14 protein-coding genes are annotated in these 11,903 nt (G+C 66.6%); 12 read left to right on the top strand and 2 right to left on the bottom strand.

The window, feature by feature from the left end; translation table 11 throughout:
• The first annotated feature begins 14 nt into the window (after positions 1-14).
• Together KDK82_RS20120 and KDK82_RS20125 are read left to right on the top strand one after the other, a co-directional pair.
• Entirely contained in the window at positions 15-950 is a 936-nt protein-coding gene (locus KDK82_RS20120) for a M48 family metallopeptidase (RefSeq protein ID WP_088166022.1), read from the top strand.
• Positions 951-1,040: 90 nt separating this feature from the next.
• Positions 1,041-1,481: a rhodanese-like domain-containing protein gene (locus KDK82_RS20125; protein ID WP_065345370.1), complete on the top strand. Its 441-nt coding sequence runs from the start codon at positions 1,041-1,043 to the stop codon at positions 1,479-1,481.
• Positions 1,482-1,503: 22 nt separating this feature from the next.
• Here the strand turns inward: KDK82_RS20125 and KDK82_RS20130 are convergent, their stop codons facing one another.
• Entirely contained in the window at positions 1,504-2,439 is a 936-nt protein-coding gene (locus KDK82_RS20130) for a LysR family transcriptional regulator (RefSeq protein ID WP_065345371.1), read from the bottom strand.
• 105 nt (positions 2,440-2,544) lie between these two features.
• On the opposite strand from KDK82_RS20130, the gene KDK82_RS20135 reads away from it, so the two are divergent.
• Both KDK82_RS20135 and KDK82_RS20140 read left to right on the top strand, forming a co-directional pair.
• On the top strand, positions 2,545-3,519 hold the full coding sequence (locus tag KDK82_RS20135) for a tripartite tricarboxylate transporter substrate binding protein (protein ID WP_012203225.1): 975 nt from the start codon (positions 2,545-2,547) through the stop codon (positions 3,517-3,519).
• Between the two features lies 1 nt (position 3,520).
• On the top strand, positions 3,521-4,279 hold the full coding sequence (locus tag KDK82_RS20140; RefSeq protein WP_088166023.1) for an Asp/Glu racemase: 759 nt from the start codon (positions 3,521-3,523) through the stop codon (positions 4,277-4,279).
• 169 nt (positions 4,280-4,448) lie between these two features.
• Here the strand turns inward: KDK82_RS20140 and lysM are convergent, their stop codons facing one another.
• Positions 4,449-4,919: a peptidoglycan-binding protein LysM gene (gene lysM, locus KDK82_RS20145; protein WP_012203227.1), complete on the bottom strand. Its 471-nt coding sequence runs from the start codon at positions 4,917-4,919 to the stop codon at positions 4,449-4,451.
• 185 nt (positions 4,920-5,104) lie between these two features.
• Between lysM and KDK82_RS20150 the strand changes: the two genes are divergently transcribed.
• The 8 genes from KDK82_RS20150 (at position 5,105) to KDK82_RS20185 (ending at position 11,844) form a co-directional block, all read left to right on the top strand.
• Positions 5,105-5,917, top strand: a complete 813-nt coding sequence (locus tag KDK82_RS20150; RefSeq protein WP_034390266.1) for a type III pantothenate kinase — start codon at positions 5,105-5,107, stop codon at positions 5,915-5,917.
• Between the two features lie 171 nt (positions 5,918-6,088).
• The gene (gspE, locus tag KDK82_RS20155; RefSeq protein ID WP_034390268.1) at positions 6,089-7,795 is read left to right on the top strand and encodes a type II secretion system ATPase GspE; all 1,707 of its coding nucleotides are present in this window, start codon (positions 6,089-6,091) and stop codon (positions 7,793-7,795) included.
• Positions 7,788-9,005: a type II secretion system F family protein gene (locus KDK82_RS20160; protein ID WP_034390269.1), complete on the top strand. Its 1,218-nt coding sequence runs from the start codon at positions 7,788-7,790 to the stop codon at positions 9,003-9,005. The genes gspE and KDK82_RS20160 overlap by 8 nt, the downstream gene beginning before the upstream one ends.
• A gap of 32 nt (positions 9,006-9,037) precedes the next feature.
• A complete protein-coding gene (gspG, locus tag KDK82_RS20165) occupies positions 9,038-9,478 on the top strand; it encodes a type II secretion system major pseudopilin GspG (RefSeq protein WP_088166024.1) in 441 nt (146 codons plus the stop codon).
• A 53-nt stretch (positions 9,479-9,531) separates the two neighbouring features.
• Positions 9,532-9,978, top strand: a complete 447-nt coding sequence (locus KDK82_RS20170; RefSeq protein ID WP_065345374.1) for a GspH/FimT family pseudopilin — start codon at positions 9,532-9,534, stop codon at positions 9,976-9,978.
• Entirely contained in the window at positions 9,978-10,382 is a 405-nt protein-coding gene (locus KDK82_RS20175) for a type II secretion system protein (protein ID WP_012203233.1), read from the top strand. The genes KDK82_RS20170 and KDK82_RS20175 overlap by 1 nt, the downstream gene beginning before the upstream one ends.
• Entirely contained in the window at positions 10,379-11,059 is a 681-nt protein-coding gene (locus KDK82_RS20180) for a prepilin-type N-terminal cleavage/methylation domain-containing protein (RefSeq protein WP_088166025.1), read from the top strand. The genes KDK82_RS20175 and KDK82_RS20180 overlap by 4 nt, the downstream gene beginning before the upstream one ends.
• Entirely contained in the window at positions 11,056-11,844 is a 789-nt protein-coding gene (locus KDK82_RS20185) for a general secretion pathway protein GspK (protein WP_012203235.1), read from the top strand. Before KDK82_RS20180 ends, KDK82_RS20185 begins: the two co-directional genes overlap by 4 nt.
• Positions 11,845-11,903: the final 59 nt, after the last annotated feature.

The raw sequence follows: 11,903 nt of genomic DNA on the forward strand, positions 1-11,903 counted from the left end.
CGCCGGAGAGCGGCATGGCGGACCCGGCACAGCGCAGTTGGGATTGGCTGCTGCCACCTGCCGTGCAAACGCAGGACGGCGGGCTGAAGCCGCGCCGTGACAGGGCCACTCCCCCCGCCCAGCCTTCGTCCGCGCCTCTTACTCCTTCTTCTCCATCTCTCCCATCTTCATCCGCCATCCCCGAGCCCAGTCCCCGCGTCCACCCGGAGGCCAACCAGCAGGCGGTCCTCCAGGGGCAGGTGCTGCAGTACCGGTTGCAGCGCTCGCGCCGGCGCACCATAGGCTTCACCATCGGCGCGCAGGGGCTGGTGGTCAGCGCGCCTGCCTGGGTCAACATGGCTGCCATCGCGCAGGCGCTGGAGGCGAAATCGGGCTGGATATTGCGCAAGCTGCACGAGGCCGGCCAGCGCCAGCAAGCCCAGCATGCAGCACGCATCCGCTGGGAGCACGGCGCAGAGATCGGCTATCTGGGCCGCCCCTTGCAGCTGCGCCTGACCGGCGGCGAAACCCAGCCGCTGCGCACGCGCCAGGTACACCGTGAACAGGCGGCCGACGGCAGCCAGTCCCTGCACCTGCCGCTGGCGCCCGGGGCATCGGCCGCCGAGGTGCGCGCCTGCGTGCAGGCCTGGATGCTGCGCGAGGCGCGCTCCTGGTTCACGGCCAGCCTGCAGCGCCACGCGCCGCTCCTGGGCGTGCAGTGGACCAGCCTGAGACTGACCAGCGCAAGCACGCGCTGGGGCAGTGCCAACACGGCCGGCGCCATCCGGCTGAACTGGCGGCTCATGCAGCACGCGCCCGAGGTCATCGACTACGTGGTCGTGCACGAGCTGTCCCACCTGCGGTACATGGACCACAGCCCGCGCTTCTGGGCCACGGTGGCCCGCGTGATGCCGGGCTGGGAGGCGCAGCGCCAGGTGCTGCGTGACAGGCTGCTGCCTCCCTGGGAATAGGCGACTCGGGCACCGGCGAGCCTGCGCCAGTCGGGCTGGACGGTTATTCTTGCCGGGCACACAACCGCGTCCTATCAAGAAAGCCAATCCATGTCCGCAAGCGCTCCCGTTCCCGCAGCCATTCCACTGACCGTCCAGCCCGCACCGGGCTATGCAGGCGACATTCCTCCCGAACTTGCCTGGCAATGGCAGCAATCCGGCGAAGCCGTGCTCGTCGATGTGCGCACCGATGCAGAGCGCGACTGGGTGGGCCGCGTACCGGGTGCCGTGGCCGTGGCCTGGAAGCAGTGGCCGTCCATGGCGATGAACCCCGATTTCGACAGCCAGCTGCGCGCCGCCGTGCCTGAAGGCGGCAAGGTGGTCCTGCTGTGCCGCAGCGGCGTGCGCTCGGTGGCCGCTGCCCAGCGCGCAGCGCAACTGGGCATCGAGGCCTACAACATCCTCGAAGGCTTCGAGGGCGATGTGGACGCCAACGGCCAGCGCGGCCATGTCGGCGGCTGGCGCCTGCGCGGCCTGCCCTGGCGCCAGTAAGCCGGCGCCGACCTGGCGTCGTTCAGAGCTGCGGCTCCGCGAATCCCAACGCCACCGCCCGGGCGGCCACCATGTCCACCAGGGCCTGGGCCGGTCCTGACAGCGTGGCCTGCGAGCGCATGGCCAGCAGCAGCCGGCGCCGGGTGTTGAGCGCCCCCAGCGGGCGCAGCCGCAGTGCCCGCGCTGCCAGGTGCGGCGCGGTGGCCGCGCGCGGCAGGATGGCCAGGCCCAGGCCCACCGAGACCATGTGGCACATGGCGTCGAAGCTGCGCACCTGGATGCGGATTCGCACGGGACGGTTGATGGATTCGGCCTCGGCCGCAATGCGCCGCATCAGCGAGGTGGAGCGGGCCAGGCTCACGAAGTCGTGGTCCAGCACGGTGGCCAGGGGCACGGGGGAGTCGTCGTCCGTGTCCAGCGCATGGCCGCGCGGCATGACGAGCACCAGCTCGTCCACATCGCAGACCTGGGTGCTCAGCCCTTCCAGGGGCGTGTTCTCCCCGATGATGGCCAGCTCGGCCACGCCGCTGAGCACGGCGCGCACGGACTCCTCGCTCAGCGCGTCTTCCAGGTCCACCGACACACCCGGGTGGGCCGCCATGAAGTCGGCCAGCAGCCGGGGCAGAAAGCCTGCAAATGCGGAGTTGTTGGCCCACAGGCGCAACTGGCCCGTGGCGCCGCTGCGAAAGTCGTCCATGGCCAGGGCCAAGTGCTCCAGCCGGGCCACCACGTCCACGGCATGGTGGTACATGCTCTGACCGGCGGGCGTGGGCGTGACGCCGCGCTTGCTGCGTACCAGCAGGGTCACGCCGCAGTGCTGCTCCAGCTCGGCCACGCGCTTGCTGGCGGCTGCCAATGACAGCCCCAGCGTGCGCGAGCCGGCCGTCAGGCTGCCGGCATCGACCACGGCCACATACAGGCGCAGCGTCAGCAAATCGAAGCGGTGCAGGTTGATCATTCCCATCCTCCACCACAGACGAAGGATGGATCAACGAGATACGGCTGTTCGGCCGCGTGCAGGCCCGCAAGAATGCGCCGGTACAAAGAGAACATGGAGACAAGCATGAATCGACGCATTGTGCTGCAGGCCGCCGGCCTGGCAGCGGCCGCCCTGTTGGGCGCAGGAACCGTCCAGGCCCAGGCCTTTCCAACCAAGTCCATTACCCTCGTGGTCCCCAACCCGCCCGGCGGCGTGGTGGACACGGCGGCACGCCTGGCGTCCGACCCGCTGTCGCGCCTGCTGGGGCAGTCGGTGGTGGTGGACAACCGGGGCGGCGCCAGCGGCAACATCGCCTACCAGATGGTGGCCCGGTCGCCCAAGGACGGCTACACGCTGCTGGCCTCGTATTCGGCCTACCACGTGGGCAATCCGGCACTGTTCCCCAAGCTGCCCTGGGCGCAGTCCGAGCTGGCGCCCGTGGGGCTGATCGTGGCCGCCACCAATGTGATCGCCGTTCATCCTTCGGTGCCGGCGAACAATCTGCAGGAATTCATTGCCTACCTGCGCAAGAACCCGGGCAAAGTCAATTACGCGTCGCAGGGCAATGGCTCGCTGTCCCATGTGGGCACGGCCGTGTTCGCCCAGGTGACCCAGACCCAGATCACGCATGTGCCCTACAAGGGGTCCGGCCCTGCCATCCAGGACGTGCTGGGCGGCCAGGTACAGATGTTCATCACCACGCCGCCTTCAGTGCTGGGCCACGTGCAGACGGGCAAGCTCAGGGCCCTGGCCGTGACCAGCAAGACGCGCCATCCCATGCTGCCCGATGTGCCCACTACGGCAGAAGCGGGCCTGCCGGGCTTCGAGCTGGAAGCCTGGGTCGGCCTGTTCGCGCCTGCGGGCACGCCGCCCGAGGCCATCGCCAGGCTGTCGGACGCGCTCAAGACCTCCCTGGAGTCGCCCGACGTGCAAAAGCGCGCGGCCCTGCAGGGCGTGGAGCCGCGATTCCTCGGCCCGCAAGCGCTGGCCGCCCTGGTCCAGCGCGAGACGGACCACTGGGGCAAGGTCATCAAGGCCAACCACATCACGATGGATTGACATGGCAGCCAAAACCCATTTCCGCATCGGGCAGATCGTGCCCAGCTCCAACACCACGATGGAGACCGAGATCCCCGCCATCCTGCGCGCCCGCGAGGCCCTGGCGCCCGAGCGTTTCACCTTCCACTCCAGCCGCATGCGCATGAAGCATGTGACCAAGGAGGAACTGGCCGCCATGGACGGCGACAGCGACCGCTGCGCGCTGGAACTGTCGGATGCGCGGGTCGATGTGCTCGGCTATGCCTGCCTGGTGGCCATCATGAGCATGGGGCGCGGCTACCACCGTGTCTCGCAAGCGCGCCTGCACCAGCGCACCGTGGACAACGGCGGTCCCGCGCCCGTGGTCACCAGCGCCGGCGCCCTGGTCGATGGCCTGCACGCCATCGGCGCGAAGAAGGTGGCGCTGCTGGCGCCCTACATGAAGCCGCTGACGCAGCTGGTCATCGACTACATAGAGAACGAAGGCATCGAAGTGGTGGACAGCATCTCGCTGGAGATTGCCGACAACCTGCAGGTGGGCGCCCAGGATGCGCGCGCACCCATCGAGATCACGCGGCGCCTGAACACGGCCAACGCCGACGCGGTCATCGCCTCGGCCTGCGTGCAGATGCCCTCGCTGGCCTCGGTGCAGCCCATCGAGGACCGCGTGGGCCTGCCGGTACTGTCTTCCTCGGTAGCCACGACGTTCATGATGCTCAAGCGCCTGGGCTTGCCGACAGCCGTTCCGGGATTCGGTGCGCTGTTGAGCGGTAAATACTGAATCTTTCCTTGAGAAAGGCCGCTATTGCGGCCTTTCTCGGAGCGGGGCTGGTCTAATTCGCGGCATCCAGAACTGGCATGAGCCAAGTCAGAGACACCGAGCAAGGGCCGCCCCGCCGCGAGGGTGTCGTCCCCCTCAGGGGGAAGCGGCGACGCCGCTCAGGGGGGGCTTAGATTGCCGGAATGCGCAGCTTCTGGCCGGGGTAGATCTTGTCTGGGTGGCTCAGCATGGGCTTGTTGGCCTCGAAGATCACCGGGTACTTGTTGGCATCGCCATAGAACTTCTTGGCAATGGCCGACAGCGTGTCGCCGCGCACCACGTCGTGGTACTGGGCTTCGGGCTCGGGGTTGGTCACCGTCATCTGGTTGTCCACCGACTGCACGCTGGAGACGTTGCCGCAGCACAGCGTCACCTTTTCCTTGACCGCCTGGGTGGGGGCCGTGCCCAGCACCGTGACCTTGCCCTGCGAGCCATCGAACTGCACCTTCACGTCGCTGACGCCCAGGTTCTGCGTGCCGATATAGGTCTCGATGGCCTTGGCGGCCTTGGCATTCAGGTCTTGCGCAGGCTCGGCTGCCTGTGCGGCGCTGCCGCCGAACAGCTTTTCGCCGGCTTCCTTGATGAAACTGAAAAGTCCCATGGGTGACTCCTGTTGGTGGGTGGAAAAACGGAAAGACCAATGTAACGCCTAACAGTGGTAGCGCGCGCTGCCGGGCAGGAGCGCTCCCGGATTTTTGACATTTGCGCCATTCTTGCGTTCACGTCCTCACTCAGTTGTCGTCCATGGCTGACGCTATCCTCCGGAAAACTCCGATAATCGCGCCCATGACTTTTTTGGCCATAGACATCGGCAACACCCGCTTGAAATGGGCGATGTACGACGCGCATCGGCCTGGCGCCGCATTGCTGGCGCACGGCGCGGAGTTCCTGGAGCACATCGAGCACCTGGCCGAAGGGCCGTGGAGCGACCTGCCCACGCCTACGCGCATGCTGGGCTGCGTGGTGGCCGGCGACACGGCGCGCCGGCGCGTGCACGACCAGATCGACATGATGCTGGGCTGGGATTTCGAGCCGCAGTGGGCCGTGCCCGGCGCGGCCGAGGCCGGAGTCACCAACGGCTACGATTTCCCCTCGCGCCTGGGGGCGGACCGCTGGGTGGCCATGATCGGCGCGCGCCAGCACATCCTGCAGCGCGGGCCAGAGCGGCCCCTGATCGTGGTCATGATCGGCACCGCCGTCACCGTGGATGCGCTGGACCAGCACGGCCACTTCATGGGCGGTCTGATCCTGCCGGGGCACGGCATCATGCTGCGCGCCCTGGAAAGCGGCACGGCTGGCCTGCACGTGCCCACGGGTGCGGTCACGCCATTCCCCACCAACACCAGCGACGCGCTGACCAGTGGCGGCACCTACGCCATCGCCGGGGCCGTGGAGCGCATGTACCAGCATCTGTACATGCACTGCAGCATGGAGCCCGCCTGCGTCATGGCCGGCGGTGCAGGCTGGAAGATGGTGCCCAGCATGACGCGGCCCTTCGAGCTGGTGGACAACCTCATCTTCGAAGGCCTGCTGGTCATGGCGCAGCGCCGCTGGGGCGATGCCAGCGGCCTGCCTGCCGACGCGGTCAAAGCGGCCTGAAGCCACTTCGATCGTGCGGCGCAGCATCGCGCCGTTATATCCGTTGCGTAACAGTTGATGACAGCGCTGATGCCGGGTGCGGGGGCGGCCGTGGACCCCACATCCGGAGCCTTTCGCGGGGGATGCGGCGACAGTGGATAATCCGCGGCAATGTCTTCCACCAATCACGTCATGGAACCGATTGCCGGTGTCGAAGCCCCGATCAAGGGGCGGCTGGGCGAACGCCTGCTTTCCGCCGGCAAGCTGAACGAGCGCGATCTGCAAAACGCCCTGCAGGCGCAGCAGGAGCTGGGCGGCTACCTGGGCCAGGTGCTGGTCCAGCTGGGCGTGGTGGCGGAAGCCGACGTGGCCCAGGCGCTGTCCGAACAGCTGCACATGCGCTGGCTGCGCGCGGAAGAGTTTCCCGATCTGCTGCCCGATGTGCCGGGCCTGCTGGCCAGCTTTCTGGATGCGCAGTGCGTCTGCCCCATTTCGCTGCAGGACGGCGTGCTCGAAGTGGCCATGTCCGTGCCGCAGGACCCCTTCATCACCAAGGCGCTGCGCCTGGCCACCGGGTTGCAGATCAAGCCCGTGCTGGCGCTGGAAGCCGACATCCGCAAGGCCCTGTCCGAAGCCGGCCAGGAGCCCGAAGGCGAAGAAGGCCAGGACTGGGAGTCGGACGCCACGGGTGGCGACTTCGTCGAGCACCTGAAGGACCTGGCCAGCGAGGCGCCGGTCATCCGCCTGGTCACGGGCATCATTTCCCGCGCCATCGAGCTGCACGCCTCCGACATCCACCTGGAGCCCTTCGAGGCTGGCCTGCAGGTGCGCTACCGTATGGACGGCGTGATCCATGCGGCCGAACTCGTGCCGCCACGGCTGAGCGCAGCCGTGGGCTCGCGCGTCAAGCTGCTGGCCCATCTGGACATTGCCGAGCGGCGCCTGCCGCAGGACGGCCGCATCAAGACCCGCGCCAAGGGCCGCGAACTGGACCTGCGTGTCTCCACCGCACCCACGGTGCATGGCGAGAGCATCGTCATGCGGGTGCTGGACCGCGCCAACGTGCGCCTGCGCCTGGAAAGCATGGGCTTCGAGGCCGATACGCTGGAGCGCTTCAACACCTTGCTGGCCAAGCCGCACGGCATCGTGCTGGTCACTGGGCCCACGGGCTCGGGCAAGACCACCACGCTGTACGCGGCCCTGTCCAAGATCGACGCGGTTTCCAACAAGATCATCACCGTCGAGGACCCGGTCGAGTACCAGCTCGATGGCATCAACCAGATCCAGGTCCATCCGCAGATCGACCTCACCTTTGCCAACGCCCTGCGCTCCATCCTGCGCCAGGACCCGGACATCATCATGATCGGCGAAATGCGTGACGGAGAAACCGCGCAGATCGCCGTGCAGTCCGCACTGACAGGCCACCTGGTGCTGTCCACGCTGCACACCAACACGGCCGCAGGCGCCGTCACCCGCATGCGCGACATGGGGGTGGAGAGCTACCTGATCACGTCCTCGGTCAACGGCGTGCTCGCCCAGCGCCTGGTGCGCACGCTGTGCTCGCATTGCAAGCAGCCCGACACGCTGCCGGCCGCTGCCGTCGAGGGCAGCGGCCTCAAGCGTTTTTTGCGCGAGGGCTCGCCCATCTACCGCGCCGTCGGCTGCGAGCATTGCCGGGGCACGGGCTACAAGGGCCGTACCGGCATCCATGAACTCATGGTCATCGACGAGCCGCTGCGCCGCGCCATCATCGAAGGCCAGGACGCCAACGCCCTGCATGCCATGGCGGCCAAGAGCGGCATGCTGAGCCTCTACGACGACGGCCTGCGCAAGGTGGCCTCGGGCGCCACCACGCTGGACGAAGTGCTGCGCGTGACCCAGGACCAGAGCGATGCCTGATTACAGCTGGGAGGCCGTGGACAGCCGCGGCCAGATGGTCAAGGGCACTTTTTCCGCTGCGGCCGTGGCCGAGGTGGTGGTGCACCTGCGCAAGAGCCGGCTGTCGCCCATCAAGGTCGAGGAAGCCGTGGGCCTGGGCAATGTGCCGCTTGCGGTGCGTGCGCTCAAGAAAGGCCGCATCAAGGCCGACGACATCCAGGGCATGACCACCGAACTGGCCATCATGATGCGTGCCGGCCTGTCGCTGGACAACGCGCTCAAGGTCCTGGTCGAGATGAGCCACAAGGTGCAGATGCAGGCCATGCTCCAGTCCGTGCTCGACAGCGTCAAGGCCGGCATGCCGCTGAGCCAGGCACTGGGCAAGCACCATGACCTGTTCGGCGACTTCTATATCAACATGGTGCGCTCGGGCGAAGCCAGCGGCCAGATGTCGGGCGTGCTCAACCGGCTGGTGGAACACATGGCGCGCCAGCGTGCCCTGCGCGACAGCGTGGTCTCGGCCACCATCTATCCCGCCATCCTGCTGGGCGTGGCTGTGCTGTCCCTGGTGGCCATGCTGGGCTTCGTGGTGCCGCAGTTCGAACAGCTTTTCAACGACATGGGTGACGCGCTGCCCCTTCCCACGCAATTCGTGATGGGGCTGGGCCATGCGTTTCGCAGCTACGGCTGGGCGGTGTTCATCGTGCTGGGCGCGCTGGGCTGGGTCTTAGCCCGCTGGGCAAAGAGTCCCAAGGGTCGTCAGACCTGGCAATCGTGGCTGCTGGGCCTGCCGGGCCTGGGTGGCGTGGTGCGCAAGTACCAGCTGACCCTGTTCAGCCGCTCGCTGGGCACGCTGCTGGGCAACGGCGTCACACTGCTGACCGCACTGCGCATTGCCAGCGACACGGTCTCCAACGTCGCCATTCGCGAGCGCCTGGAAAAAATGGGTCCCATGGTCAAGGAAGGCCATCGCATGGCCCATGCCGCCCAGAAAACCGGAGAATTCGAGCCCCTGGCCCTGAATCTGGTGCGGGTCGGCGAGGAAACCGGCCGGCTGGGCGACATGATGCTGGAGCTGTCCAACATATTGAACCGCGAGGTCGAAAACGCGATCAAACGCCTCCTGACCATGCTGGAGCCGGCGCTGATCCTGGTCCTCGGTATCCTTATCGCCTCCATCATCGTGTCGATCCTGCTCGGAATCCTGTCCGTCAACGATCTGGCCGTCTGATGAATCTGAATTGACTGAAAGGTATGTAGAAGATGATGCGCATGCAAAAGCAACTGTCCTCCCGCGCCCGCAAGCGTGGCTTCACGCTGATCGAACTGCTGGTCGTGCTGGCCATCCTGACCCTGCTGGCCGGCCTGGTCGGCCCCAAGGTGCTGAACCAGTTGGGTGGAGCAAAGACCAAGACGGCCGGCGTGCAGATCGCCGACATCGAAAAGGCGCTGGAGCTGTACAAGCTCGACGTGGGCCGCTATCCCACCTCGCAGCAAGGCCTGGACGCGCTGGTCAAGCAGCCCGCTGGCGTTGCCGGCTGGGCGGGCCCCTACCTCAAGGGCGGCGTGCCCAATGATCCCTGGAACAACGCCTACCGCTACACCTATCCTGCCGCCAATGGCGACCTCGAAATCCTCTCGCTGGGTTCCGATGGTGCGCCGGGCGGTGAGGGTGAAGCCGCCGATGTGCGCAACACCAAGTAAGTTGCTGCTCTGACCTCCGTAGCGCAATGCCGCCTTTCTGCCAGGAATGAGTCTTGAAGCGCGCCCAGGGTTTCACGCTGATCGAGCTGCTGGTGGTGTTCGCCATTCTTGGCGCCATCATCGGCATCGTGCCGCCTGCCATGGGCAAGCTGCGCGATGCCGTGGACTATCGGCAGACGGTGCAGGACGTGACGGCCCTGCTGCGCAAGGCGCGCCAGCAGGCCACGCTTCAGGGCATGCCTGTGGCATTCGCGGTCAATACGAATAGCCGCCAGTACGGCATCGCCGGCCAAGCCACGGCCAAGCTGCCCGACAGCCTGACGGTGCAACTGACCACGGCAGCCGGCATGGCGCTGGCTGATGGCAGCCAGACCATCGTCTTTCTGCCCGAAGGCGGCGCCACGGGGGGCAGCATTTCGCTCGCCCGCGCGCAAAGCGGCGGTGGCGTGCGTCTGCGTGTGGACTGGCTGTCCGGCCAAGTCACCAAAGAGGCCCTGTAATGCGTCGGCGCGCCGCTTCCCGCCCCAGGGTGCGGGGCATGACCTTGCTGGAGCTGTTGGTGGCGCTGTCCATCATGGCTATCTCGCTGGCGCTCATTTATCGGGCCGTTGGTGGTTCCGCGCGCGGTGTTTCCAAACTGGAGCAGAACCAGGGCGTGGCCCTGCTGGCCGATTCGCTGATGGACGCCTTTCCCATGGTCGATCCCGGCGGCACCCAGGCCTCAGGGCAGGATGGTGTCTACGCCTGGCAGGTGGCTTCCGCGCCTTTCTCCGTGGGCGGCCTGCCCGAAACCGCAGTTCCCCTGCATGCCTTGCGCATCACGATCTCCGTTGAAAACCGCAGTTGGGTCTTCGAGACCCTGCGCCCGCAGCGCCCTTTGCAGCAAGGCGAGGTGACGCGATGACCGGGCGCGCTCCATCTTCGGGCAGGCAAAAGGGCTTCACGCTGGTGGAACTGCTGGTGGTCATGGCCCTGCTGTCCCTGCTCATGCTCGGGCTGGCGTCGGCCATGTCCACGGTCTCGCAGACGCAGGAGCGTGTGGATGCGCGGCTGGACCGCATGGACCACCAGCGTGTCTCGATTGGTTTTCTTCGTTCTGTCCTGGGCCAGGTTTCCGCCGTGCGGCGCCAGGCCGGTTTGCGCAAGCAGGGCGAGAGCGAATTGTTCTTCGAAGGCGGCCCGCAAGGCATGCGCTGGCTGGGCATCATGCCTGCGCGCTTCGGAATGGGCGGCCGCACCCATTTCCAACTCTCCGTCGAAGGTGATGCCTTGGTGCTGCGCTTCGCGCCCTGGCAGGGTCCCGATGTCATGCCAGACTGGGGACAAAGCCAGTCCTATGTGATCGATCGCGGTGTCACGGGTTTTGCCTTGCGTTACCAGAACGCCAAGCTGGGGGTGGCACATTGGCAGCCGCAATGGGGCCCCGAGAAGGACAACGAAAAGGAACTGCCATCTGCCGTGGATGTTCAAGTGCAGACTTCGGCGGGAGCTTGGCCCCTGACGGTCGTGGCCATGCGCGCAACGGCTTCTACCAGCCCGGATGCAGGCGCCAGGGCAGTCTTCGGTGGGAGCCGCTCATGACCGGCCATTCATCATTTCCTGTTGAACGGGGCATGGCGCTGGTGCTGGTCTTGTGGATCGTTGCGGCCCTGGCTGTCTTCGCCAGCAGTCTCGGCGGCGTGGTCCGGCAGGAAGCTGCCGTGGGGGGCGTGAGCCGAAATCTCGCAACTGGGCGGGCTGCTGGTGAAGCAGCCATCTATCTCGCACTACAGCGCATGGCCACCAGGCCCGAGGCGCTGCGGGAGCCTGTTCTTGAACCCGTTACATTACCGGGTGGCCAGATCGTCGAGGTGGAAGTCGTTCCCTGGAGCGGCCTGGTGGATATCAACGGTGCGACTCCGGAGCTGCTTGCAGTGCTCTTTCAGCATGCGGCCGGCCTGTCGCAGGGGGCCGCCATGGCGATGGCCCAGACCGTCCGGCAAGCCCGGGATGCAATGCGTCAGCAGTCAGGTTCTGCGGCGGGGGGGTGGGAGGCGCCAGAGGATCTGCTGCAAGTGCCTGGCATGACCTACGGCATCTATGCGAGCATCCGCGATTTCGTGGTCGCCGACTCCGGGAACCGCCAGGGCATCAATCCCAACGCTGCGCCCCAGCCCTTGAGAGGGTGGCTGGAAAGTGCCGGTGGTGCGGTCCCCGCTCAGCAAGGCTTGTCCGGCACACGTTATGCCATCACTGCGAGAGTGCTCTTCGAGGGGGCGGGGATGGTCGCTGTCCGGCGAATGGTGAATGTTCGCTCGGGAGCCGGTGTGGGACGCCTGCCATGGAGTGTGTTGTCCGCCTCCCAATCCTGGATTGGAAAGATTTGAGTGGATTGCGATGATCAGGCAAATGATTGAACCAAGGGGCCTGCGTGGACAGGCCGTGT

Origin of the sequence: Delftia sp. K82, assembly GCF_002193035.1 — a bacterium.
Lineage (GTDB): Bacteria > Pseudomonadota > Gammaproteobacteria > Burkholderiales > Burkholderiaceae_C > Comamonas > Comamonas acidovorans.